Raw genomic sequence first — 24,805 nt, forward strand, 5'->3', positions numbered from 1 at the left:
TTTAATTTATAAAATAGGTTATTAATAACCAGGATTTTGTTGAATTGAAGAATTAGCATTTAATTCAGCAGTTGGAATTGGTAATGTAAATTTATAACTTGTTAAAGGTAAGTTAGAAGGATTTCCTGCTGGGAAATTCCATGAAGCTGAAGCATATTCTGCAGCATCTCTATCTAAGCCAGTAGCAGCTAAAGAACCAATACGTTTTAAATCTATGTATCTAAAACCTTCAAAAGCCAATTCTTTTCTTCTTTCATCTAAAACAGCTTTCCAAGCAGCTTGAGCTGTTGTTGGAGCTGTAACAGTGTATGGAGTTGTAAATCTTGCAGTAACAATAGTTTGTAACGCAGAAGCAACACCTGCATAATCAGAAGCTTGAGCTCTTGCCTCAGCTTTGATCAAATACATTTCAGATAATCTACAAACCATAAAGTCCGGATTAGCTCCATTTGTAGATGTAGCAGCAGTTTGACCACCATGCTTTTGAAAAACAATAATATCAGAATTTCTGACATCAGTAGCTGTTGCATAATTAGCGTCAATTAAAGAGCCTTGTGCTCCAGTTAATAACACCATAGTATTCAAACGAATATCTCCAGAATTAGCAACCATTTTGTTATATAATGCTCTACTAACTTCATAGAAAGGTGAACCATTTCTTCTATTCGCAACTGAACACCATCCATTATGTAAATTAGTTCCTTGTGAATTCTGTTGTACAGTTCTTCTCAATCTGAAAATCACCTCAGTATTAGCTGCTTCATTGTGAGTATGAAATACAGCATTATATGATGCTTGAGTACTAGCTAAAGTAATACCAGAAGTATTAATAACTGTGTCTGCCCAAATTTCAGCATTAGTATAATCTCCTTTTAGTGCATATGCACGAGCTTTGATAGCTTGAGCTAATACTTTAGAAGCATAATACGTTTTATTAGCATAAGCTGGAGCTGTATTCCCATTAAAAATAGTTATTGCAGCATTTAAATCACCATGAATAGATGCATAAAATGCACCATTAGAATCTCTTTGAGGTGTTTCAGTAGTTTCAATTACTCTGTTTGCTAAAACTCCAGCTAAAGCTGCATCATTTTTAGGATCAGTAGAATAATAAGACATAATTTTTAAATGACAAATAGCTCTAAAAACTAAAGCTTCAGCTCTAGTTCTTGCAATTAATTGCGCATCAGCAGCATCTACAGGAGAAACAGTGTAAGAAAAATCAATAGCACGATTGATTCTAGCTAAAGCTGCATAATTAGACGTCCAAATTGAATTAGCAGAACCATTTGATATATTCATTAAGAAAATATAATCTGATGTAATTCCTTGACCACCATTGTTAAAACCAGGAGCTGCTTCGTCAGTAAAAACTGAACTAAAAACATATTCTGTTCTGTTTGTCATAATATTCATAGCTGAATTCACCAATCTAGATAAATCCGAACTTGTCTTAATAGCCACTTCCTCAGTTAATGAACCAGGAGTGAAGGGCTCTAATAAATCATTGTCACATGAAAACAGAAGTGACAATGAAACAAATAATAAACCAAATATTTTTTTCATATTTTTATTAATTAAAATTTAACATCTAAACCAAAAGTAAACAATCTTGGTGTTGGGTATTGGTAAAAATCAGCAGTTCTATCACTTTCAGGATCGAAACCTTGCCATTTGGTGATATTAAATAAGTTTTCAGCTTGTAAAGTAAAAGATAAATCTTTAATGAAAGTATCTTTTAAGAATTTACTAGGCATTCTGTAACCTACTTGAACATTTCTTAAACGAATGTAAGATGCGTCTCTTAAGAAACGATCAGAATCATCATCTAATCCAATATTTGCTGCATTTAATGCAGGTACTTGTGTATTAGTATTTGTTGGAGTCCATGCATTTAACATGTCATTAGTTACCACAAACTGACCTAAATTAGATGGATCGTATAAATTTTCTAAATCAACATCGAATCTCCATACATCAAATGCATAAGTGAATAATGCAGAAGTAAAGAATCCTTTGTAAGAAAAGTCAAAACCAAAACCACCTTGGTAAGAAGGCATATAGTTTTTATTTGTACTTTTTCTATCTGCTGCTGTAGGCGTTTCAGTTGGGTTACCATTTATATCTTCAAATAATAAGTTACCATTTGCAGGGTTAACACCAATATAATGATATACGAAAGGCGCATCTAAAGAACCACCGTTTTCAGTGATATAAGTTGGTCCTGTACCTGTAAAAATAACACCATTATTTGCTTTAATACCATCAACTGTATTATCGTTATAAGAACCGTTAGCTTTAATAGTTAACAAAATTTCTTTTTCTTGGTTTCTTATTAAATCATAAGCTAAATTTAACTCAACACCTTTATTTGTAAGAGATGCGTCTGTATTTTTAGTTAATGAAGTTGTCCCTGAAGTAGCTGATACTGGTGCAGCTAAGAATAAATCAGATGTAACTTTATTATACACATCCAAAGATCCTTTTAATCTAGTTTTGAACATTTCAAAATCTAAACCAACGTTTGACTGTGTAGTTGTTTCCCACTGTAAGTCAGGAAATCCAAAACTAATTCCGTATCCTGTACCACCATTATATGTATTATTAGCAACACTATAAATATCTGCAAATGCAGGAGGGTTTATACCAGCGTAAATAGTCCCATCAATAATTCTTTGATTACCTACAGTTCCATAAGATCCTCTTAATTTCAATACATCAATAAATTTAGCATTATCCATAAATGCTTCTTCATCAATATTCCATCTTCCACCAACAGACCAGAAGTTACCCCATTGTTTAGAATCAATAAATCTTGAAGTACCGTCTCTTCTGATAGAAGCTACAACACCATATTTTTTACTAAAATCATAATCAACAGAACCAAAGTAAGAAATTAAATCATTTCTTAATTGACCTGCAGAAATTTGTGGTACATAGAAATCATTTGCTGCTGTATCAGCTGCATATCCAGCACCTGTATCAGGTATAAAAATTCCAGCAATTAAACCTCTTTGTCTAAAGTTATTAGATTGAAAACGAGAATTATTATATTCAGCGTTAGCAGAAATATTAAAGGTATGATTTCCAATTTGTTTGTTATAAGCTACTTGCCATAAATTATTAAATAAGAATTCTCTTCTACTTTGAATGTCTTCAAAACCTGTAAAAGTTTGTCCTGGAGCTTGAAATAATAAAGCATTAAATGAATTTGGAAACTCCGCTTGATTAAATCTAGTATTTAACAATTGCCCATTTAATCTTGAACGGAACGTTAAGTTTTTAGTTAAGCTGTAAGCAAAATCTGTTGCTACATCAACTCTAATTTCATCTGTTAAATTCGTATATGTTTGCAACTTATCCATTAACATAATTGGAGTAGCTAACAAACCTGGTGTGTTGTTGTAATAATCTAATGCAGATTGTGAACCTTGATACACATCAGTAGAAACATAAGGCGCTCCTAAGAATGCTCCAGTTACATAATTTCTATTAATCGCACCCTCTCCTAAGTTTGTTGCTTGAGCATTTTTAGAGAAACCAATACCTGTATTAATTTGGTATTTAAATTTATCATTAGAAGATTTTCCATTTATGTTATTACGCAAGTTAAATCTTTTGATTCCTGTAGACTCTAAGATACCATCTTGGTCAAAATAACCTAATGACGTAAAAGAAGCAATGTTTTTATTGCTGTTCTCAACACTTAAATTATGTGATTTTGAAGTAGAAGGTCTAAAGAAATAACCAACCCAATCAGTATCAACTCCATAAGCTGCAATTTCTGCATCCGTTAATGTTGCTCCTAAACCAGCACCAAAATTTTGTTCAATTTTTAATAATTCTTTAGCATTAGCATAAGTATATTTTGGTAATTGCATATACCCTACACCATATTGCGAACTATATCTGAAACTAGTTTTAGCATCTCCAAATTTAGCTTTTTTAGTTTTAACTACAATAACCCCATTTGAACCTCTATTTCCATATTCAGAAGTTGCCGCAGCATCTTTTAATACCGCAATAGACTCAATATCATTTGAGTTAATCGTACGGAATGAGTCACTGTTAGATGGGAAACCATCAATAACATACAATGGATCAGAGTTACCATTGATTGAACCAATACCTCTAATTACTACACTAGATTTAGCACCTGGCTGACCTGTACTTGCAGTAATGTTAACACCAGCTAATTGACCTTGTAAGGTATTCATAGCATTTGCATTTGGTCTGTTTTCAATAGTTTTTGCAGAAACAGAAGCATCAGCTGTTACAGCAGATTTTTTTGTTACTGTTCTATAACCTTGAACAACTACATCCTGTATTACATTGTTTGTTGTTGATAAAACAACATTAACAACATTACCAGCACCAATTTTTACTGTTTTAGTGTCTTTTCCTAAGAATGAAACCTCCAAAACATCACCTTGAGCTACTTTAATAGAGAATTTTCCATTCTCATCCGTTTGAGTACCTTGTTTTGTACCCGAAATACTTACAGTAGCACCTGGCAATTTAGCGCCATCACTTGTTACTGTACCCGTAACAGTTTTCTGTTGTGCGAAAGAAAACTGCATTGTAAACGCTACTAAAAGCGTAAAAATCCATTTGAACTTCGATCTCATATTAATTTTATTTGAGTTAGTTATTCCGCAAACTTCTTAATAATTTCTTAAATAAACAAATAATACTTCACAATATTATCATTTTTTTTGTGTTAAAATTTTTTTCGGATTTAAAAACTTTGCAGAACCCACAATATAATAGCGTTGAATAAATGTTAAATGTTATTTTAAATTTAATTATTTTTGTAAAAAATATTTTATGTTAAATAAATGTTACAGTAATTATACTATTGAGTGCGGAACGGATGAAGCCGGCAGAGGATGTTTGGCAGGTCCTGTAACCGCAGCTGCAATTATTTTACAATCACCTAACATTAAACTTACGAAAGCCCAAAAAAAACAAGAGCGACTTTTATTTCAAGCTATAAATGATTCTAAACAATTAACTGAAAAAAAACGTTTTGAACTCAGACCTATTATAGTAGATTTATTTGATTTTTCTTTTACACATATATATAATGTAGAAATTGATGAAATAAATATCCTTAACGCCTCTATGAAAGCCATGCAAGAAAGCATATTGAAATTGAAAACCATACCCGAATATATTATTGTAGACGGAAACAGACCTTTAAACGGAAAATTAGGTATGAAACAAAAAGAAGGAAAAATATTTAACGCTAAAGAAATTGAAATTTTGTCATCGATTCCAACTACGTCTATTATTAAAGGTGATGCGAAATTTTTAAGTATTGCCGCTGCATCTATTTTAGCAAAAACATATAGAGATGATTATATGGATAAAATTCACGAAGAGTTTCCTATGTATAATTGGAAAAAGAATAAAGGATACCCCACAAAAGAACACCGAGATGCTATTAGAAAATATGGTATTACTAAATACCACAGAAAAACATTTAGATTACTTCCAGATCAATTACTTTTAGAATTATAAACTCTAAATGAAAGAATTTTCAAATAAAACGGAAAAATGTTTTAGAATTTTTTCTTTGACTTCTTCTTCGTTAACATCTCTACCCAACTCAACGTGCATAGACGTTACTGCCTTACCACGAATACCACAAGGAATAATATTATCAAAATAGCCTAAATCGGCATTTACATTTAAGGCAAAACCATGCATCGTAACCCAACGCGAAGCACGAACACCCATAGCACAAATTTTTCGAGCAAAAGGCGTTCCTACATCAAACCACACACCTGTTTCGCCAGGACTGCGTTCTGTTTTCAATCCGTATTCTGCTAACGTTAAAATAATGGATTCCTCTAAAAATCGAAGGTATTTATGAATATCGGTAAAAAAATTTTCTAAATCTAAAATTGGATAGCCTACAATTTGACCTGGACCATGATAGGTTATATCCCCTCCTCTATTTATTTTGTAAAAAGTTGCTCCTTTTTCAGTTAATTGTTTTTCGGAAAGTAATAAATTTGAAATATCGCCGCTTTTACCTAAAGTATAAACGTGAGGGTGTGTAACATAAAGAAAGAAATTAGGTGTAGGAATTGGTGCAGTTGAATTTCTATTCAGAATTTTCAAATCCACAATTCTTTTAAACAATTCTTCTTGATATTCCCAAGTTTCTTTGTAATCTTTACTCCCTAAATCAAGAAGTTGAATTTGTTTCATACACGAAAATAGATTTATTTTTCAAAGATACAATTTTAAATCATTTTGCTAAAAAATTCTGACTTTGAAACTATATTTCTATTGCTTACCTTTGCCTTCTAAAAATAAAATAAATTATGCAACTTTCCGAACAAGAAATCATTAGAAGAGAGAAATTACAAGCCCTTAGAAACTTAGGGATTAATCCTTATCCTGCAGATTTATATCCTGTAAAGCACACTTCAAAAGCCATAAAGGATAATTTCGAAGAAGGAAAAAAGGTAGTAATTGCTGGGCGCTTAATGAGTGTAAGAGATCAAGGAAAAGCGGCATTTGCTGAAATTCAAGACAGCGAAGGCAGAATACAAGTCTATTTTAACAGAGATTTTATTTGCCAAGGTGAAGACAAAACATTATACAACCAAGTTTTTAAAAAATTAACCGATTTAGGAGATTTTTTAGGAATTGAAGGCGAATTATTTACCACACAAGTAGGTGCAAAATGCGTACGAGTAGATAATTTTACTTTTTTAAGTAAAACCCTACGTCCATTACCTTTTCCAAAAACGGATGAAGATGGAAAAGTATACGATGCCTTTAATGATGCCGAATTGCGTTACCGTATGCGTTATGTAGATTTGGTCGTGAATCCGCAAGTAAAAGAAGTGTTTGTAAAAAGAACCAAATTATTTACTGCGATGCGAACTTTCTTTAACGAAAGTGGTTATATGGAAGTTGAAACACCCATTTTGCAATCTATTCCAGGTGGTGCAGCTGCGCGTCCTTTTATGACACATCACAACAGTTTAGACATTCCTTTATATATGCGAATTGCTAACGAACTATATTTAAAAAGATTAATTGTAGGTGGTTTTGATGGTGTGTACGAATTTTCTAAAAATTTCCGTAATGAAGGAATGGACCGAACACACAATCCAGAATTTACGGCAATGGAAATTTATGTAGCGTACAAAGATTACAATTGGATGATGGAATTTACCGAAAACCTTTTGGAATATTGTGCTACAAAAGTAAACGATACTCCAGAAACTACTTTTGGCGAACATAAAATTAGCTTTAAAGCGCCTTATTCAAGAGTAACTATGACGCAATCTATCATTGACTTCACCGGTTTTGATATTTCTGGAAAAACAGAAGCTGAGTTATTTGAAGCAGCTAAAGGAATGGGAATTGACGTGGATGAGACTATGGGTAAGGGAAAATTAATTGATGAAATTTTTGGTGCAAAATGCGAAGGAAATTACATTCAACCGACTTTTATTACGGATTATCCAAAAGAAATGTCGCCTTTATGTAAACAACACCGAGACAATCCTGAATTAACAGAGCGTTTTGAATTAATGGTTTGTGGAAAAGAAATTGCAAATGCGTATTCCGAATTAAATGACCCTATTGACCAAAGAGAACGTTTTGAAGCACAAATGGCTTTAGCAGAAAAAGGCGATGATGAAGCCAACGGAATTATTGATGAAGACTTTTTACGTGCGTTAGAATACGGAATGCCACCAACTTCTGGTTTAGGAATTGGAATGGACCGATTAATTATGTTTTTAACAAATAACGCCTCAATTCAAGAAGTGTTGTTTTTCCCACAGATGCGTCCTGAGAAAAAAGTAACGTATGAATTAACAGAAGACGAAAAATTCATTGTTAGTTTATTAGAAAAAGAAAACAATCAACCAATTGGTGTTTTAAAAGACAAATCGGCTTTAAGCGGCAAAAAATGGGATGCTGCTATGAAAGGTTTAGCCAAACACGGCCTAACTAAGGTAGTAGTTGACGGAGAAAATAAATTAGTGGTTTTAGGGTAATAAGGTTACACAAAGTAACGCAAAGAAAACACAGAGAACCACAAAATTCCAATATACAAAAAACCTCGAAACTTTCAAATTTCGAGGTTTTTTGTATATTGGAATTTAAATATTGGAATTTTATATTTAAAATCTTAAACCAAACATAAATCCTTGTCCGAAGTTGCTCCCTTGAAAACTTCTAACATAATCTACACGGAAAATTTTAAACTTTCCAAAGCCAATTCGGTCGAAACCGACAGTTATTTCTTGGTAGGGTCTGATATTTGGAACGGCTAATTGATGAAATCCTCCAACTAAGTTCCAACCTAATTTATTTAATAATGGAATTTTATTCATAAAGTAACCATTATCGTTATAATTTGCATGCAATTCAAAATACTTGTTATTAGTAGATTGCGAATAATATGGCAATAAATTAAAGCTTGAATTGTATTGCCCATCAATGCGAACATGTGTTTGATTTCCGTTAAAATGTTTGTAATCTACAAATGAAATGTTGTCGGCACCAAAAAACGTTCCTGCTTTAATATTCAATTCCAAATCACCTTTGTTGGCTAATGTTTTGCTGTATTTTAAACGTGCTTCTAAAAAGTCATATTCGTATGCTTTTGAAGTAGCTAAAAATGCTTTAGTATAAGTAAACCCTAGTGTTGGATATTTCCCTTCATTCATATTCATTTTTCCATCGGGTCTGGTAATGTATTTTTGACCAAAAACAATACGAGAACTCAAACTAAACTTAGTGATATGGTGTTCATTAAATGCTGGAAGTAAATCAGAATTTGGCTGTAACGGATTATTTGAACTGTATACATCATCTGTTTTGATAATGGCAAAATCTGTAGTATTAAATACTGGTTTTCTGTTTTCATAGGTAACATTCGCGTTTAAAAATAAACCATTTACTACTTCCCTACCAGCTCCTATTTCAATAAATTCTTTTTCGTATAATTTCATAAAATTATTTTTAAAAAACAATGAACTTACTGAGTTTTCAATTCCAGAAATAGGTTCTGAACTATTAAATTGATTGACTTTATTTCCACCAGACAGTCGAAAATAAGCATCGTTTGTATTATTGAATTTATGATAAAAAGAAGCCGTTGGTCGGATGCGTTTGTCTGAAAATCCGTATTGAAAATCGGTATTAATTACAGTTCGCTTTTGCTTTTCTTCGTTATAACTTGAATAGGAAAAACCTGAGCCAATATGATAACCCTGTACGGTATTAAAATTAAAAGAAGACAAATTAAATAAACCTTGATAATTGAATCTTTTGTTTTTGAAACTATTTTTAAACTAATATCCTGTTATCAACTTAATTGCCTTAAATTTATTTGAAACCGCATCAACGGAATCCATATACACTTGAGAATTTCGGATTTTATAAACACTATCTTTTTTTACATAATTAGTCGTTTCTTCTTCTGTTAATGGCACTGGACGATTTTCTAACCAATACGAATCTTCCTTTTTATTTGATTTTTCGGCAAACGTAACTACTTCACTACCAAAGGTTTTCTTTTCAAAATTAGATACAAAATTATAATTACTAAACACGTGTGTAAATTTCCCATTGAATTTCATCATAAAAATCCCCGCCTTAAAATCAAATGATTGCAAACTTTTAACCCACATTTTAGTGTCTGGATTAAAACTAAAATTTTGCACCACTTTAAACGATTCTAAAAACTCTTGTTGTGCTCTATATCCTTTAATATCTAAATCGGCTGCATAAATGGCGTAAGTATCGTCAATAATATAAATATAACCTTCAAAAACGGGCTCTTTATCACGTTTTGGAGTAACTTTTATTTTGTATACATAATTATTATAACTATCTGTAAATGAGTCTTCTATTTTGTATTTATAATACGTAAAAGCATTGGAAGCAATAGGAGAAATCATTGGAATATTAAAATCAACGGTATTTTGATACAAATCATAATTGGTATTTAAAGCAGTATTGAAGCTAAATCCGTTATCGTTTCCAGCCACTTTACTTGCAATGATTTCTTCTTTTAAATTGTTCGGTTTTTCAAACTTAATTTTAGAAACGGTTTCCGATTGATAAATAATTCCAGCACCTGTAGAATCTACATTCCCGTCTAAATCACCAATTTCAATACCCATAAATTTTTTAGGAACATCTTTTACTCTAAAGATACCTCTTGAGTAAAAATCGGCTTCATATTTATCGGTTTTTTCTGTATTTTTTTTACGATTGGCTATTGCGTTTCTGATGATTCCATTGGCTGGATTTTCGCCACTTTTTACAACTACTTCCTCAATAGAATATTGCTCATCGGGAAGTGTAGCATTAATTATTACAGGAAATGAATTAATTTCTTGGGTTATGGTTTTGGTTTTGTATCCTAAAATCTTAAAAACCAAGGTGTATTTACCTGTTTTTTTGATGTTTAATTCGTACTCCCCGTTTTCATTTGTGGAAGTTCCGATGTAGGTTTTTTCGATAGTTACACTTGCATAAGGCAACGCGTTTCCTTTTGAATCAGTGACTTTTCCTTTTATTTGCGCTATCGAAAAACAAGAAAAAAGCAATAGTAAGATTGAGGTTTGGGGCTTCATAATATTATTTTATTTGTTCTACAGAGCCAGAAGTGCTCTCGGTTATTTTTACTTTATCTAATTTTCCATAATATTTTATAGAGCCGCTTGTAGAAGCGTTGGCATCTAATCCTTTTATGGCTAAAACGTGAACGTCTGAAGAGGTACTTGCAGAAACCTGTGCCAAATTTGAAATTAACTCTTTAGCATCGCAATCTGCTGAACTTGATGCGTCAATAGCTAAATTATCTGTTTTTCCCCTTAAGGCAACACTAGAACTACTACTTAAACTAACAGCAATATCGTCTGTCGCCATATTTAAAGCCACATTTGAACTTGAAGAAGCATCAATAAAAATAGAATTACAAGTTACCGTTCCTGAAAAATCAGCACTTGAAGAAGTATTAATTTTTAATAAACTTACATTTAAATTATTTTTGATTGAAAACGTAGCCGAAGAACTTACTGTAACGCTTCCAATACCTGGATTTGAAACGGTTACAAGCAATTTACTGGTGTCCATTTTTTTATAGTAATTGGTGTTTTCAATAAAAATTTTTAAAATATTATTTTTAGTTTCCACTTTTAAAAATTTCATTAAATCTTTTTCCCAAGTCACCTCAACATTTTGTACAGGTCCTTGAGTATAGACAACATTAACACCTGATGAAGCCTTAATAGCTGTGAAGTTTCCAACACCTCTGGTTTCTTTAACTTGTCCGAAAGAAGCTGAAAGCATTGCGAAAAATGCAAATAGAAATACAGTAATTTTTTTCATTTTTTTAATAGATTTAGAATGTGAAAGTATAGACGTTTTTTTTGAAATAAAAGTTGTATCAAGTTACAAAAAACTTTGAATAGCCAATGCGTAACTTTTTAAACCAAAACCAATAATTACGCCTTTTGCGTTTGGAGAAATATAAGATTGATGACGAAATGTTTCTCTGGAAAACGTATTTGAAATATGGACTTCAATTACTGGTGATGTTATTGCCTTTACACAATCGGAAATGGCTACAGAAGTGTGTGTATACGCTCCAGCATTTAATAGTATTCCATCATATGAAAAACCAACTTCTTGCAATTTATTGATAATTTCGCCTTCTACATTCGATTGAAAATAATCCAAATGAACTGAAGGAAACTGTAATTTCAATTCATCAAAATACGAATCAAAACTTTGATTGCCGTAAACTTCTGGTTCACGTTGTCCTAATAAATTTAAATTAGGGCCGTTTAAAATTAACAAATGCATTATTTACCGTCTTTGTCAACCACAATTCTATTTTCTCTATTGGCCAATTCCCATGCTAAAGTAAATGCTAATTTAACACGCATCGCTAACAAATCATATTCAATTTTATCAGCAGTATCATTTGGCCCGTGATAATCTTCATGAACACCATTAAAAAAGAAAATTGAAGGAATCCCTTTTCTAGCAAAATTATAATGATCTGAACGCTTGTAAAATTGATTTGGATCGTTTCTGGCATTAAAAGTATAGTCTAAATTTAAGCCCACATATTTTGTATTCATTTCTTCGTTTATTGTGTGTAATTCGGAACTTAATCTATCTGAACCAATTACATAAACGTATTTCCCATTTTCTTTATGATTGGCAAGTGTATCTCTACGTCCCACCATATCAATATTAATATCTGCTATCGTGTTTTTTATAGGAAATAAAGGGTTTTCGGAATAATATCTAGAGCCATGTAAACCGTGTTCTTCACCTGTAACGTGTAAAAATAAAATAGAACGTTTTGGTGAAAAACCATCTTTTTTTGCTTCTGAAAAAGCTTTGGCAATTTCAACTAAAGAAACCGTACCAGAGCCATCATCATCTGCACCGTTAAAAACCTCACCATTTTTCATACCAACGTGGTCGTAATGTGCAGAAATAACAAGCACCTCTTCTGGTTTTTCAGAACCAGGAATGAAAGCCCAAATATTTTCCGAATCAGCCAATTTTGGTGCAAAACCTTTTTTCATAAATTCTGCAGGCACTTTTTGATAAAAATCATTGGACCCTGGAGGATTTGAAATACCTAACGCTTTATATTGCTCAATAAGATATAAACCCGCTTTTTTCTGTCCTGGTTCCCCTGTATTTCTGCCTTCCATTTCATCGGAAGCAATTACATGCAGGTTTTTAGACAAACTGGCTTCGTTAATTGTATTTAGGTATTTTGTAATGTCTACAACTTTTTTTGTTGAACTGGCTACAATTATTTTTTTTGGAGAACAACTAAGCAAAAATGCAGCTGTTGTAAGTAATAGTAATAACTTTTTCATTTGAATTGGTTTTAAACAATACAAATCTAAATTAAAAAAGTTTGATACCAATAAATTTTATAAGAATTTTAAGAAGAGAAGTAAAAAATGGCAAGCGACCTACATCGCACCGCTACAACCACATACCTTTGCTGCGTTCCCACCCTGGAGGATTTTGAGGGAGCTGGTCGTGTAGGACTTGCCGGTGCAAATATACAATCTTTTATTATTTCTACAAATCAAAAATTAGTTTAAAATAAATTGTAATATTGTAATATTAAAAAAATTGAATATGAAAAAAATTAACTTACTTATAATCACAACATTAAGTGTTTTTTTATATAATTGTAGTGAAACAAAAGACTTGTTTTCTATTGCTACAAAAGACTTAAAACAAGTTTACAAACCAACAGAAACTGTGAATTTAAGTATTGAAAATGTTGAAAATGCTAAAATTGATTCGGTAATTTATTTTTCAAACGATATTAAATTAGGGAAATCAACTGAAAATGCAGTTTTTAATTTAAAATTAGAAAAACTACAATTTGGTATTCAAGACATAAAAGCAATTGTGCATTCTGAAGGTGAAAAAGTAGAATGTTTAACATCTTTTGAATTGGTTTCGAATATCACCCCAAAATTATATGAAACGAAAGATTATACTATTTTAAACGCTTACAATCACGATGTAAATGCTTACACACAAGGTTTAGAATTTTACAACGGTATTTTATATGAAGGAACGGGTCAAAATGGCGAATCTACACTAAGAAAAACAGATTATAAATCTGGAAATGTTTCAAAATCCGTGCCTTTATCACCAGATTATTTTGGGGAAGGAATTACCGTTTTTAATGGCAAGATTTATCAACTGACTTGGAAAAATAAAGTTGGATTTATTTATAATGCAGAAACTTTAGAGAAAGAAAATACGTTTGATTATTTTTCAGATGTTGAAGGTTGGGGTTTAACGCATAATGACAAACACTTAATAATGAGCGATGGAACCAATAAAATTTATTTTCTAAATCCTGAAACTCAACAAATGGAACGCTTTATAAATGTATATTCTGATACAAATGCCATTACAGAACTGAACGAATTAGAATGGATTGATGGAAAAATTTGGGCAAACATTTACCTGAAAGATGTAATTGTTATTATCAATCCAGAAAATGGTGCCGTAGAAAGTGCTATTGATTTTTCAGATTTAAAAACAAAAAACAAAAAAGCATTAACGGAAGGAGATGAAGTTTTAAACGGAATTGCATACAATCCATCCACAAAAACCGTTTTTATTACAGGTAAAAATTGGGATAAAATGTTTGAAATTAAATTGAAATAAATATCAAATCAAAACAGCAAAAACTATGAAAAAAATAATCTTAGCATCAGTTTTACTGATATTTACCGCAAAAATACAATCACAAAACCAAAATCAAAAAATGAAAACCATTCAACCACCAATTGCAAAAATAATTCCAAAAAAGTTAGAAAAACACGGAGATGTTAGAACGGATAATTACTATTGGTTAAACGAAAGAGAAAATCCAGAAGTAATTGACTATTTAAATAAAGAAAACGAATATTACCAAAAATATACTGCGCATACCAAACAATTGCAAGACGATTTGTTTGCTGAAATGAAATCCAGAATTAAAGAAGACGACAGTTCTGTGCCTTATTTTTATAACGAATATTGGTACATCACTCGCTTCGAAACGGGTAAAGATTATCCAATTTATGCCAGAAAAAAAGGAAGTTTAGATGCGAAAGAAGAAATTTTATTCGATTGTAACGAAATGGCAAAAGGACAATCTTATTTCAATTTAAGCGGAATGAGTGTAAGTGGCGACAACAAATTAGTAGCTTTTGGTTTAGATTTGGTTTCAAGAAGACAATACACAATTCAAATTAAAAATTTAGAAACAGGCGAAATTCTTTCAGATAAAATTGAAAACACAACTGGTGGTTCAAGCTGGTCTACCGATAATAAAACGCTTTTTTATACTGGAAAAGATGCGCAAACGCTTCGTTCTGATAAAATTTTCAAACATAAATTAGGCACAAATGCAACCGAAGATGTTTTAGTTTTTCACGAAAAGGACGATACGTACAACACATATGTCTATAAAGAAAAATCGAAAAAATACATCATAATTGGTTCTGGAAGTACACTTACAACCGAATATCAAATCTTAGAAGCGAATAATCCCGATGGAAAATTTAGAGTATTTCAACCAAGAACACGCGGTTTAGAATATTCGATTTCTTTCTATAAAGATAAATTTTACATCTTAACGAATGCTGATAAAGCCACCAATTTCAAATTAATGACTACGCCTGAGAATGCTACATCAAAAGAAAATTGGACCGATTTAATTCCGCATAGAAAAGATGTTTTATTAGAAGGCATTGAAATTTTTAAAAACTATTTAGTAGTGGAAGAACGTTCAAATGGTTTAAATAAAATTCAAATTAAGCCTTGGGATGGCTCTGGCGATTACTATTTGCCATTTAGTAGCGAAACCTATACGTGCTACACTACCTCTAATGTAGATTTTGATACCGATGTGTTGCGTTATGGCTACCAATCTATGGCTACGCCGTCTTCTGTGATTGATTTCAATATGAAAATAAAAGAAAAAACCGTATTAAAAGAACAAGCTGTTTTAGGCGGAAAATTCGATAAAAACAACTATATTGAAGAGAGAATTTGGGCTACTGCAACTGATGGAACTAAAATTCCTATGAGTGTGGTATACCGAAAAGGCATAAAAAAAGACGGAAAAAATCCTTTATTACAATATGCTTATGGTTCATACGGTTCTTCAATGGATCCTTATTTTTCAAGTACGCGATTAAGTTTAATGGATAGAGGATTCATCTACGTTATCGCTCACATTCGTGGTGGAGAAGATTTAGGAAGAGAATGGTATGAGAATGGAAAATTATTAAAAAAGAAAAATACGTTTACAGATTTTATCGATTGTAGTAAGTATTTAATAGCCGAAAAATACACATCTGCCGAGCATTTATATGCTGAAGGTGGATCTGCCGGAGGTTTGTTAATGGGAGCAATTGTAAATATGGCTCCAGAATTGTATAATGGTGTCATAGCACAAGTACCATTTGTTGATGTGATTACCACAATGTTAGACGACACCATACCTTTAACAACTGGGGAATACGACGAATGGGGAAATCCGAATGAAAAAAAATATTATGATTATATGCTATCCTATTCACCATACGATCAAGTAAAAGCACAAGGGTATCCAAATATGTATGTTTCAACAGGTTTACACGATTCGCAAGTGCAATATTTTGAACCTGCAAAATGGGTTGCAAAATTAAGAGTATTGAAAACCAACAACAAACAATTATTTTTAGACACAAATATGGATGCGGGTCACGGTGGAGCTTCTGGAAGATTTGAAGCCTTAAAAGAATTAGCCAAAGAGTTTGCATTCTTATTTGATTTAGAAGCTATTAAAAAATAATTTGCATTATCACTTTACATTTGTGATAAAAAGAAAAATGAAAATGAAAAACGAAATAAACGCCCATAATTCAGTAATTGATTTAATTGGTAATACGCCAATAATAAAGTTGAATAAAATTGCAGCTGGATTAACCGGTAATTTTTATGCCAAAGTAGAAGCTTTTAATCCCGGACATTCTGCAAAAGATAGAATAGCCTTACATATTATCAATTGTGCTGAAGAAAAAGGCATTTTAAAGCCTGGTGCAACTATTGTAGAAACAACTTCAGGAAATACAGGATTTAGTTTAGCTATGATTAGCATCATTAAAGGATACAAATGTATTTTAGCGGTGAGCGATAAATCGTCACCAGACAAAATTGATATGCTGAAAAGTATGGGCGCAAAAGTATATGTTTGTCCGGCAAATGTTGCTGCAGATGATCCAAGAAGCTATTATGAAGTGGCAAAAAAAATTCATAAAGAAACACCAAATTCAATTTACATCAATCAGTACTTTAATGATTTAAACATTGAAGCGCACTATTGCAGTACAGGAAAAGAAATTTGGAATCAAACAAATGGTTCAGTTACTCACGTTGTAGTATGTAGTGGTACAGGAGGAACAATCTCTGGAATTGGACGGTATTTGAAAGAAAAAAATCCATCTATAAAAGTTTTAGGTGTAGATGCTTATGGTTCTGTTTTAAAAAAATACCACGAAACCAAAGAGTTTGACGAAAAGGAAATTTATTCATACAAAATTGAAGGTTTAGGTAAAAATTTAATTCCAACGGCTACTGATTTTGATATTATTGATAAATATGTGAAAGTTACCGATAAAGAAAGTGCTATTACAGCCAGAGAAATTTCAAAAACCGAAGGATTATTTGTAGGTTACACATCTGGCGCTGCATTTCAAGCTGTAAAGCAATATGCCGCATTAGGAGAATTTAACGAAGACAGTAATGTAGTAGTTGTTTTTCCAGACCACGGATCGCGTTATATGAGTAAAATTTATAGTGATGAGTGGATGCAAGAACAAGGTTTTTTAGATGCTGAAAATAGTGATGATTCAATGAAAATTGAGATAATATAATAAACATCTTAATCATATAAAAAAAGCGGCTACATTTTTTTAGCCGCTTTTTTTTATAATTTAAAATTGACATTTACACTCCATCTGGAGGTAGCTTCAACTAAACCACCCACTAAATTTTGATTTATTGGCAACTGTAAATTAGAACCAAACGACCATTTTTTATACCCTAATTCAAAGCCAAATTTACTAAAAAGAACATCGCCTGAAGTATTTTTTACTTTTTGGTTGTATTGATAATTACTTTCATACAACTCACCAGCAAGACCAATTTGCGGTGCAAATGCAAATTTTTTATTCTCAAATAAATAAAAAATAGTAGATGCATAATTAAACTGATTTCCAAAACGATAGTATTTTCCGTTTTCATTTTTTATGATATAGTTAATCATATTATTTAATCCGAATTTCTTTTTCTTTATTACATATTCAGATGTTAAAAGTACATCCCAGCTCCCAGTACCTAATTGAAAACTTGGATTTACACTGCCTGAATTTGCTTGCTTATAAGCGCCCGTAGGAAGTTTAACACCCATACCTGCTTGTAAATTGTGTTTAAATGAAGTCGAAACCGTATCTGTTTTTGATTTAAAAACGGTTGTTAATGCCAAAACTGTAATATCACCAATACCACTAATAGATTGATTTTCGCTTTGGGTTTCACGCTCATGATTATGATAAGGAATTAAAGCTGAAACTTGAAACTTTTTAAAAACAGGTACTCTGGCCCAAACCTGAACGGTATTAAAATTTTCATTTAACCAAGGTGAATTTGAATATAAACCATCATTAGATTTATATTGTTGATTAAAATAGCGGACACCAACAAAATTCGAATTAATCATTGAAGCAAAACCCATACTTCCTCCGCTTGCGCCACAACCACAACCATCACAATCATCTAAAAACAAACTTTTAGTCGTGTGTTTTTTTAAATAATTAGTTGTTGGTAAACTAAGTTTATAACTAAATTTTTGATTTGGTTTTGGCTTTTCGTGAGCATGTAAAATGGTTGATACAAAAAAAGCAAGTAGTATATTTTTCATAATGTATATTTATTAATATTCAGCAAATTTTGGATTTGTGATAAACTCGTTATCAGTTAACGTTTTTAAAAACGCAATAAGATTTGCTTTTTCTTGATTTGACAATGGAATTCCTAAAGTGCCATTCGAATTTAAACTTGGATCCAAAGTAGTTGAATTTACCATTCCCGAAGAATAATGATTTAACACTGCGTCTAAAGTAATAAATCGTCCGTCATGCATGTACGGCGCTGTAAGTTCAATATTTCTTAAACTGGGTACTTTAAATTTATACAAATCCGCATCTAAAAGAGTTACCCTATAACGCCCAACATCATTAAAAGTTGGATTAATTGGCAAACCATTATTTCTAAATGAATTATCAGTAAACAAATCTGTAGTATGACATGTGGCACATTTTTGATTGAAAATAGCATAGCCTTGCAATTCTGGCACAGATAAATTACCTCCCGTTTCATTTCTTCTATACTTATCGAAACGAGAATTTGAAGAAACCATCATTGCCATAAATTGACCCAACGCTTTGAGCATATTTTCAGAATTAATTTGTTTATCTGGAAAGGCTTGATTGTAAAGTTTTACATACGCGGGATCAGATTTCATCATAGCAATAGCAGTTGAAAAATCACCATTCATTTCAATCGGACTGGTAAATGGGATAATCGGTTGTAAATCCAAATGAGACACAGCGCCATCCCACATAAAAGTAGATTGAAATGCTAAATTCTGAATCGGAGGTGTATTTCTCGTTCCAATATTATCTCCTACACCATGGCTTAATGAATGACCGTGATGTGTAAAAGCATCTTGCTGAATATGGCAAAATCCGCAAGAAATTATTCCATCTGAAGCCAATCGACCATCATAAAATAATTTTTTCCCTAATTCGAAACCTTTTTCAGTAATAGGATTATTAATTGTGTTATACGTTGAAGGTGGAAAATTACTTGGAACTACAAGATTCAAAGGCAAATTCACATATTCACTCTCATCATCAGAATGTTCACAACCAAAAAATGACAAAAACGTAAGCAATATTAAATATTTTGCTTTCATATCGAATAAATATTAAAAAAGACTGTCATAAGAAAAGATGACAGTCTTTTTAATTAAATGTTAATCATTATGCACATGATGTACTTCAAACATGTTACTTAAATTTGCAGTAACTAAAGCTAATTTACTTCCTCCCATAATAGTAGGTTGTATAGTTAAACTTATTTTATTTGTTCCATCAATTATATGTTGTAAATCTGACATAATATGAACTTGTGGTGTAATTGAGCTTCTAACCAAAGCATTGTTTGGAAAATTTAATGTTACATCAGTATAATTATAATCAGTACCTGTTTGACCTGTATGAACTTTATAATCTGTTGCAGTTGTTACCGTAGGCGAAGTAAAAGTACCTTCAAAAGCAACAAATTTATAACCAGCACTCCAATTCCACATCATACCAGCAGTTTGTGCTTGAGTAAGAAAATTACCCTGTCCTGTTGCACCAAGTGCCCATTGCGTTTGATCAACTCCTATTCCAAATTTGATGCTTTTATAATCACCTGCTGGAATATTTGGTAAATTTAATAACGTGCTTGATGCAGTTGCTTCATCAATTATAAAGTAACTTTCAGATTTAGGAATTGTAAAAGTTGAGTTATCCGTTTTTGTTAAAACTATATTGCTAACAATATACTTTACTTTACTTACTTTAATAACTTCACCATTAGAATTTGTATAGTTTGTAGCAAATGCTAAATCTGCACTTCCGTATACATTGTCAAATTCTACTTTTAAATTACCTTTTTCATCAACTGCAACAGCAGGAGTGTCATCATTATTACAAGAATTGAATACGAAAGCCATAGCCATAATAGCTATACTATTTTTTAATTGAAATTTCATTTTATTTTTAGTTTAAATTTATAGATAATTTAGGCTTGAATTCTTTCAAACATTATTTTTTGGACATAAGTGCCCTTTCCGGTTAGAAAAGCGGAAGATCTCTTGTATTTAAACTAATTTAGTGGGTGGATGAAAAATCTGAGAACTATTTAAATGAAAATAGTTGTTAAAATAATAAGTAGAAATAACATCTACATAATAAACGCTTTTTTTAATTTCAAAATAAATAGCATTTTGATAATATAGCACTTCTATTTCTTGTTTATTAACTGATTTTTTATCTTTGGAAGTAGAACTTTCTTCTGAGGAAGCTTTTGCTAATTCTTTTTTAAGATGACATTTACCATTACATTCCATTTCTGGTTTGTCTTGGTTTTCACAAAGCTCATTTGTAATATACTCATAATTAATAAAATAGCTTAGAACTGGTGATATAGGTTTCACCAAAAATAAAAAAGTAATTAAAATAGCTATTTTTTTCACAATACAAAGGTACAAAAAATTCAAAATACAGATATAAATTGAAGGCATTTTTTAAATTAAAATTGATAAAAAAAGCTGAAAAGTAAATTCTTATAATTACTAAAAAAAAAAAAATTAATAATTAATTACAAAAAAATGCTTTTTATTGAAAATATTTTTTATTTTTGATAAAACTATTAAAAAATTTAACAATGAAAAATTTATTAGGCGCTCTTGTTTTGTTTTTAGCTTTCACAGTAAATGCTAATGCTCAAGAAACATTTAAAAAAGTAGACGAGAAAATTGAAGCTAAAAATAATATGGTTGCTCTTTCTGAAGTAGTAACTGTAGAAGGAACTTTAAGCGAAGATTTAACAAGATTATTTGAATACAAATTCAGAAACTTAAATGAAAATCTTTCAGCTGAAAGAAAAATCGAATTGGCTAGAGTAATTGAAGCTAAATTAAGAGCGACACTTTCTCAAACACAAATGGAAAGTATTGAAAGTAAACAAGGTTTGTTGAAAAAATTAACAAACTAAAAATAAAGGATTTTAAAAAAGCCCGTCTCATAAATCATGAGACGGGCTTTTTTTATAATATTTTTGCCACTTCTTGAATTGACTGAATCGTAAAATCTAAATCTTCATAACTTAAAGCATCAGTAATAAACCACGTTTCATATGCTGAGGGAGCAATATAAATACCACGTTTCAATAATTCGTGAAAGAATTTTTTAAATCTTTCGTTATCCCCATTTTTTGCAGTTTCAAAATCATACACTTCATTTTTATCGAAATGCACTGAAATCATTGATCCTACTCTATTTATAGTAAACTCAATATTATTTTCCGACAGAACTTTGTGAATTCCATTCTCTAAATAGGCTGTTTTTTCTTCTAATCTTTTAAATATTTCTTTATCTGAATTTAACTCCAATAACATTTGATATCCGGCCGCCATGGCTAATGGATTTCCAGATAAAGTTCCTGCTTGATAAACAGGACCTAATGGAGATAACAAATTCATAATTTCATTTCTTGCTGCAAAAGCACCTACTGGCAAACCTCCACCAATTACTTTCCCAAAACAAACAATATCTGCAGCAACTTGATACAATTCTTGAACGCCACCTTTTGCAAGACGAAATCCAGTCATTACTTCATCAAAAACTAATAATGCGCCGTTTTCCTTACAAAGCTGCTTTAAACCAGATAAAAAACCTTCTTTTGGAGGTATACATCCCATATTTCCTGCAACAGGTTCTACGATAATTGCTGAAATTTCATTTTTATTGGCATCAAAAAGCGCTTTTACATGCTCTAAATCATTATATTTAGCTAACAACGTGTCTTTAGCCGTGCCTTCAGTTACTCCTGGACTATTCGGTACACCAAACGTACTTAATCCACTTCCTGCAGCAATTAAAAACGAATCGGAATGACCGTGATAACATCCTGAAAACTTAATAATTTTATCACGTTTGGTATAGCCTCGTGATAAACGAATTGCGCTCATACAAGCTTCTGTACCCGAGTTAACAAATCGAATTTTATCAATATTTGGCACCATTGAAATGGCTAATTGAGCTATTTTAGTTTCTAACTCAGTTGGCGTTCCAAAAGATGTACCTTTTTTTGCTTTTTCAATTATTGCATTTACTACAGGCTCGTGGGCGTGACCTAAAATCATAGGACCCCAAGAATTAATATAGTCTATGTATTTATTCCCGTCTTCATCATATAAATAAGCGCCTTTGGCTTCTTTAATAAAAATCGGAAAACCGCCTACGCCTTTAAACGCTCTAACTGGAGAGTTAACACCACCAGGTATTACTTCATTTGCTTCAACAAATAACTGACTACTTCTTTGATATAACATTATTTTTTTACTTTTAATTTTTGACCGATTGAAATTCCGGATTCGAAAATATTATTTAAACTTTTTAACTCCTCAACAGGAATATTATATTTTTTTGATAATGAAAACAAGGTATCTCCTTTTTCAACGATATGCTCTCCTATAACTTGCACTTGGGTTACAACTCTTGGTTTAGGAATAAAATTTCTTCCTAAAACTTCATTGTCAATTTTATATAATTCATAACGTTCAATAATACCAATTAATTTTGAAGGGTATAACGTATCTGTTGCATATCCTGCTTGTTTTAAACCATTTGCCCACGATTCGTAATCACCTTTATCTAATTTAAACAAACTTTCATATCGTTTTCTTGAAGATAAAAAAGCAGAATGGTCTTTGTACGATTCGGTTGGGTCTTTATATTTTCTAAAACACTCTTGTTCGGCATCGTCATCATATTTTACAGACTCACCTGTCCATCCTGTATGGCATTTAATTCCGAAATGATTGTTCGCTTCTTTCGCTAAAGATCCAAATCCCGCACCCGATTCTAAAATACCCTGTGCCATAGTAATACTTGCAGGAATTCCGTGAACTTTCATATTGTTTATTGCCGTTTCTTTAAAATTTTCAATGTATTTTTTTACATCTTCTGTTGTAGCTTTTACTTTAGATGTTGCCACTAATATTTCGCTACCAGAAGGATTTTCCTTAGTTGGAGATTTTGCTACTGGTGTTGGTTTTGCAGCAGGCTTTTTTGAAGCAGGATAACTTTTAGAATACATTTTTCCTTTAGTTGTAGTGATTTTAGAACCTCCACAACTTGTCAAAAGCAGCGCAAAAAATAGTATTAAAATTTTATTTATCATATCATTATCTTTGTTTTTCCTGATTTTTCTAATTTTAAATTCATACCTGCAATACCCTGTAAGCCACCTGTATGAATGGCTAAAATTTTTGAATTTGGTGGAAAAAAATCATTTTTTATTAAATCTAAAATACCAAACATCATTTTTCCGGTATAAATTGGATCCAATGGAATTTCATATAGAATGTAAAATGAATTTATAAAATCAATTAATTCATTAGTTACTTTTCCATAACCACCAAAATGATACTCACAATTTATGGTCCAATTCTTTTGTTTTGCAAATTTAGCAATATCCTTTTGTAAAAAATCACCTTTTAAGGAAGAAAATCCAATAATATTTTGATGAGAAGCAGCACTATTAATTATTCCAGAAATTGTTCCGCCAGTTCCTACAGAAGTACAGACATAAGAAAATTCCGAATCAAGTTCATTTAAAATTTCTTCACACCCTTTTATGGCTAATTCATTTGTGCCGCCTTCGGGTAGTAAATAAAAATCTCCAAATTGAGACTGCATTTCTTCTAAAAATTCAGGTGTATCTTTTAATCTATATTTATCTCTTGAAACAAAAACCAATTTCATTCCAAATTGTTGTGCAACTGCTAAACTTGGGTTTTCATTTATCTTTTCTTCTAATTCTTCGCCTCTAATTATTCCAATAGTTTCAAAACCAAATTCTTTTCCAGCACCTGCAACAGCAACAATATGATTAGAAAATGCCCCGCCAAAAGTGAGCAATTTTTTATATCCTAATCGTTTTGCTTCGGCTAAATTATATTTTAATTTTCTGAATTTATTTCCAGAAATTATTGGATGTAATTGATCTTCTCTTTTGATAAAAAGTTCAATTCCATTAGGAAAATGAATTGATATTTTCTGGTTTTTTGATTTCATAAAAAAGAAATAATTGTTTCGCTACTTAAATATTTAAAAACTAATACAATCATTTGCTGCAAAGTTCCTAAATTTGCGATTATGAACAATGAAATAAATCCAAAAAATTTAAAAGAAGGAGAAGATTTTTATTTTACTCCTGAAGGATATAAATGTTTTACAGAAAAACATCATTTAAAGCGAGGATATTGCTGTAAAAGTGGCTGTAGACATTGCCCATATGGTTTCGACAAAAAAACAGGAAGAAATAAAAAATAGTTTTAGACAACCGATTTTCATACATAAATTTCTGAAAATCCAAAATCTAA

20 protein-coding genes, 1 other RNA gene and 1 pseudogene are annotated in these 24,805 nt (G+C 31.4%); 7 read left to right on the forward strand and 15 right to left on the reverse strand.

What is annotated here, in order from left to right; all coding sequences use genetic code 11:
• Positions 1 to 21 precede the first annotated feature (21 nt).
• Together ACIQ16_RS02260 and ACIQ16_RS02265 are read right to left on the reverse strand one after the other, a co-directional pair.
• Positions 22 to 1,566 carry a RagB/SusD family nutrient uptake outer membrane protein gene (locus ACIQ16_RS02260; protein ID WP_396148358.1) on the reverse strand — a complete coding sequence of 515 codons (1,545 nt, stop codon included), beginning with the start codon at positions 1,564 to 1,566 and terminating at the stop codon, positions 22 to 24.
• An 11-nt stretch (positions 1,567 to 1,577) separates the two neighbouring features.
• Positions 1,578 to 4,628, reverse strand: coding sequence for a SusC/RagA family TonB-linked outer membrane protein (locus ACIQ16_RS02265; RefSeq protein ID WP_396148359.1), 3,051 nt, complete (start codon positions 4,626 to 4,628; stop codon positions 1,578 to 1,580).
• 199 nt (positions 4,629 to 4,827) lie between these two features.
• Between ACIQ16_RS02265 and ACIQ16_RS02270 the strand changes: the two genes are divergently transcribed.
• Positions 4,828 to 5,523, forward strand: a complete 696-nt coding sequence (locus tag ACIQ16_RS02270) for a ribonuclease HII (RefSeq protein ID WP_396148360.1) — start codon at positions 4,828 to 4,830, stop codon at positions 5,521 to 5,523.
• Positions 5,524 to 5,526: 3 nt separating this feature from the next.
• Here the strand turns inward: ACIQ16_RS02270 and lipB are convergent, their stop codons facing one another.
• Positions 5,527 to 6,219, reverse strand: a complete 693-nt coding sequence (lipB, locus tag ACIQ16_RS02275; protein ID WP_396148361.1) for a lipoyl(octanoyl) transferase LipB — start codon at positions 6,217 to 6,219, stop codon at positions 5,527 to 5,529.
• 116 nt (positions 6,220 to 6,335) lie between these two features.
• Between lipB and lysS the strand changes: the two genes are divergently transcribed.
• Positions 6,336 to 8,030 carry a lysine--tRNA ligase gene (gene lysS / locus ACIQ16_RS02280; protein WP_396148362.1) on the forward strand — a complete coding sequence of 565 codons (1,695 nt, stop codon included), beginning with the start codon at positions 6,336 to 6,338 and terminating at the stop codon, positions 8,028 to 8,030.
• Between the two features lie 126 nt (positions 8,031 to 8,156).
• Here lysS and ACIQ16_RS02285 read toward each other — a convergent pair.
• The 5 genes and pseudogenes from ACIQ16_RS02285 to ffs form a co-directional block, all read right to left on the reverse strand.
• Positions 8,157 to 10,622, reverse strand: a pseudogene (locus ACIQ16_RS02285) (DUF5686 and carboxypeptidase regulatory-like domain-containing protein).
• A 4-nt stretch (positions 10,623 to 10,626) separates the two neighbouring features.
• Positions 10,627 to 11,379 (reverse strand): head GIN domain-containing protein, encoded by a 753-nt coding sequence (locus ACIQ16_RS02290; protein ID WP_396148363.1) that lies wholly within the window; start codon positions 11,377 to 11,379, stop codon positions 10,627 to 10,629.
• A 63-nt stretch (positions 11,380 to 11,442) separates the two neighbouring features.
• Complete coding sequence (gene aroQ, locus ACIQ16_RS02295) at positions 11,443 to 11,856, reverse strand: type II 3-dehydroquinate dehydratase (RefSeq protein ID WP_353169883.1); 414 nt, start codon at positions 11,854 to 11,856, stop codon at positions 11,443 to 11,445.
• Positions 11,856 to 12,896: a M28 family metallopeptidase gene (locus ACIQ16_RS02300; RefSeq protein ID WP_396148364.1), complete on the reverse strand. Its 1,041-nt coding sequence runs from the start codon at positions 12,894 to 12,896 to the stop codon at positions 11,856 to 11,858. The genes aroQ and ACIQ16_RS02300 overlap by 1 nt, the downstream gene beginning before the upstream one ends.
• An 85-nt stretch (positions 12,897 to 12,981) precedes the next feature.
• Positions 12,982 to 13,080: signal recognition particle sRNA small type (ffs, locus tag ACIQ16_RS02305), an RNA gene on the reverse strand.
• A gap of 87 nt (positions 13,081 to 13,167) precedes the next feature.
• Between ffs and ACIQ16_RS02310 the strand changes: the two genes are divergently transcribed.
• The 3 genes from ACIQ16_RS02310 (at position 13,168) to ACIQ16_RS02320 (ending at position 17,459) form a co-directional block, all read left to right on the forward strand.
• Positions 13,168 to 14,220: a glutaminyl-peptide cyclotransferase gene (locus tag ACIQ16_RS02310; protein ID WP_396148365.1), complete on the forward strand. Its 1,053-nt coding sequence runs from the start codon at positions 13,168 to 13,170 to the stop codon at positions 14,218 to 14,220.
• 100 nt (positions 14,221 to 14,320) lie between these two features.
• Entirely contained in the window at positions 14,321 to 16,378 is a 2,058-nt protein-coding gene (locus tag ACIQ16_RS02315; protein WP_396148395.1) for a S9 family peptidase, read from the forward strand.
• A gap of 43 nt (positions 16,379 to 16,421) precedes the next feature.
• The gene (locus ACIQ16_RS02320; protein WP_396148366.1) at positions 16,422 to 17,459 is read left to right on the forward strand and encodes a PLP-dependent cysteine synthase family protein; all 1,038 of its coding nucleotides are present in this window, start codon (positions 16,422 to 16,424) and stop codon (positions 17,457 to 17,459) included.
• 53 nt (positions 17,460 to 17,512) lie between these two features.
• Here ACIQ16_RS02320 and ACIQ16_RS02325 read toward each other — a convergent pair whose 3' ends face one another.
• From ACIQ16_RS02325 to ACIQ16_RS02340, 4 genes are all read right to left on the reverse strand, one after another.
• On the reverse strand, positions 17,513 to 18,505 hold the full coding sequence (locus ACIQ16_RS02325) for a transporter (protein WP_396148367.1): 993 nt from the start codon (positions 18,503 to 18,505) through the stop codon (positions 17,513 to 17,515).
• Positions 18,506 to 18,517: 12 nt separating this feature from the next.
• The gene (locus tag ACIQ16_RS02330; protein ID WP_396148368.1) at positions 18,518 to 19,561 is read right to left on the reverse strand and encodes a cytochrome-c peroxidase; all 1,044 of its coding nucleotides are present in this window, start codon (positions 19,559 to 19,561) and stop codon (positions 18,518 to 18,520) included.
• A 60-nt stretch (positions 19,562 to 19,621) separates the two neighbouring features.
• Complete coding sequence (locus ACIQ16_RS02335) at positions 19,622 to 20,407, reverse strand: MbnP family protein (RefSeq protein WP_396148369.1); 786 nt, start codon at positions 20,405 to 20,407, stop codon at positions 19,622 to 19,624.
• Positions 20,408 to 20,515: 108 nt separating this feature from the next.
• Positions 20,516 to 20,890: a hypothetical protein gene (locus ACIQ16_RS02340; protein ID WP_396148370.1), complete on the reverse strand. Its 375-nt coding sequence runs from the start codon at positions 20,888 to 20,890 to the stop codon at positions 20,516 to 20,518.
• 191 nt (positions 20,891 to 21,081) lie between these two features.
• Here ACIQ16_RS02340 and ACIQ16_RS02345 point away from each other — a divergent pair, with 191 nt between their 5' ends.
• The gene (locus tag ACIQ16_RS02345; RefSeq protein WP_396148371.1) at positions 21,082 to 21,411 is read left to right on the forward strand and encodes a hypothetical protein; all 330 of its coding nucleotides are present in this window, start codon (positions 21,082 to 21,084) and stop codon (positions 21,409 to 21,411) included.
• A gap of 52 nt (positions 21,412 to 21,463) precedes the next feature.
• Here the strand turns inward: ACIQ16_RS02345 and hemL are convergent, their stop codons facing one another.
• Genes hemL through ACIQ16_RS02360 form a run of 3 tightly spaced genes read right to left on the reverse strand, consistent with a single transcriptional unit; the run spans position 21,464 to position 24,497 of the window.
• Positions 21,464 to 22,750, reverse strand: a complete 1,287-nt coding sequence (gene hemL / locus ACIQ16_RS02350; protein ID WP_396148372.1) for a glutamate-1-semialdehyde 2,1-aminomutase — start codon at positions 22,748 to 22,750, stop codon at positions 21,464 to 21,466.
• A complete protein-coding gene (locus tag ACIQ16_RS02355) occupies positions 22,750 to 23,601 on the reverse strand; it encodes a glucosaminidase domain-containing protein (protein WP_396148373.1) in 852 nt (283 codons plus the stop codon). The genes hemL and ACIQ16_RS02355 overlap by 1 nt, the downstream gene beginning before the upstream one ends.
• Positions 23,598 to 24,497 carry a 1-aminocyclopropane-1-carboxylate deaminase/D-cysteine desulfhydrase gene (locus ACIQ16_RS02360; RefSeq protein WP_396148374.1) on the reverse strand — a complete coding sequence of 300 codons (900 nt, stop codon included), beginning with the start codon at positions 24,495 to 24,497 and terminating at the stop codon, positions 23,598 to 23,600. Before ACIQ16_RS02360 ends, ACIQ16_RS02355 begins: the two co-directional genes overlap by 4 nt.
• An 81-nt stretch (positions 24,498 to 24,578) precedes the next feature.
• Here ACIQ16_RS02360 and ACIQ16_RS02365 point away from each other — a divergent pair, with 81 nt between their 5' ends.
• Complete coding sequence (locus ACIQ16_RS02365) at positions 24,579 to 24,755, forward strand: DUF5522 domain-containing protein (protein ID WP_396148375.1); 177 nt, start codon at positions 24,579 to 24,581, stop codon at positions 24,753 to 24,755.
• Positions 24,756 to 24,805: the final 50 nt, after the last annotated feature.

Origin of the sequence: Flavobacterium sp., from assembly GCF_044360715.1 — a bacterium.
Lineage (GTDB): Bacteria > Bacteroidota > Bacteroidia > Flavobacteriales > Flavobacteriaceae > Flavobacterium.

Coding starts and splice junctions, on each gene's coding strand:
- ACIQ16_RS02260 (WP_396148358.1), bottom strand. CDS start 1,566: ATGAAAAAAATATTTGGTTTATTATTTGTTTCATTGTCACTTCTGTTT.
- ACIQ16_RS02265 (WP_396148359.1), bottom strand. CDS start 4,628: ATGAGATCGAAGTTCAAATGGATTTTTACGCTTTTAGTAGCGTTTACA.
- ACIQ16_RS02270 (WP_396148360.1), top strand. CDS start 4,828: ATGTTAAATAAATGTTACAGTAATTATACTATTGAGTGCGGAACGGAT.
- lipB (WP_396148361.1), bottom strand. CDS start 6,219: ATGAAACAAATTCAACTTCTTGATTTAGGGAGTAAAGATTACAAAGAA.
- lysS (WP_396148362.1), top strand. CDS start 6,336: ATGCAACTTTCCGAACAAGAAATCATTAGAAGAGAGAAATTACAAGCC.
- ACIQ16_RS02290 (WP_396148363.1), bottom strand. CDS start 11,379: ATGAAAAAAATTACTGTATTTCTATTTGCATTTTTCGCAATGCTTTCA.
- aroQ (WP_353169883.1), bottom strand. CDS start 11,856: ATGCATTTGTTAATTTTAAACGGCCCTAATTTAAATTTATTAGGACAA.
- ACIQ16_RS02300 (WP_396148364.1), bottom strand. CDS start 12,896: ATGAAAAAGTTATTACTATTACTTACAACAGCTGCATTTTTGCTTAGT.
- ACIQ16_RS02310 (WP_396148365.1), top strand. CDS start 13,168: ATGAAAAAAATTAACTTACTTATAATCACAACATTAAGTGTTTTTTTA.
- ACIQ16_RS02315 (WP_396148395.1), top strand. CDS start 14,321: ATGAAAACCATTCAACCACCAATTGCAAAAATAATTCCAAAAAAGTTA.
- ACIQ16_RS02320 (WP_396148366.1), top strand. CDS start 16,422: ATGAAAAACGAAATAAACGCCCATAATTCAGTAATTGATTTAATTGGT.
- ACIQ16_RS02325 (WP_396148367.1), bottom strand. CDS start 18,505: ATGAAAAATATACTACTTGCTTTTTTTGTATCAACCATTTTACATGCT.
- ACIQ16_RS02330 (WP_396148368.1), bottom strand. CDS start 19,561: ATGAAAGCAAAATATTTAATATTGCTTACGTTTTTGTCATTTTTTGGT.
- ACIQ16_RS02335 (WP_396148369.1), bottom strand. CDS start 20,407: ATGAAATTTCAATTAAAAAATAGTATAGCTATTATGGCTATGGCTTTC.
- ACIQ16_RS02345 (WP_396148371.1), top strand. CDS start 21,082: ATGAAAAATTTATTAGGCGCTCTTGTTTTGTTTTTAGCTTTCACAGTA.
- hemL (WP_396148372.1), bottom strand. CDS start 22,750: ATGTTATATCAAAGAAGTAGTCAGTTATTTGTTGAAGCAAATGAAGTA.
- ACIQ16_RS02355 (WP_396148373.1), bottom strand. CDS start 23,601: ATGATAAATAAAATTTTAATACTATTTTTTGCGCTGCTTTTGACAAGT.
- ACIQ16_RS02360 (WP_396148374.1), bottom strand. CDS start 24,497: ATGAAATCAAAAAACCAGAAAATATCAATTCATTTTCCTAATGGAATT.
- ACIQ16_RS02365 (WP_396148375.1), top strand. CDS start 24,579: ATGAACAATGAAATAAATCCAAAAAATTTAAAAGAAGGAGAAGATTTT.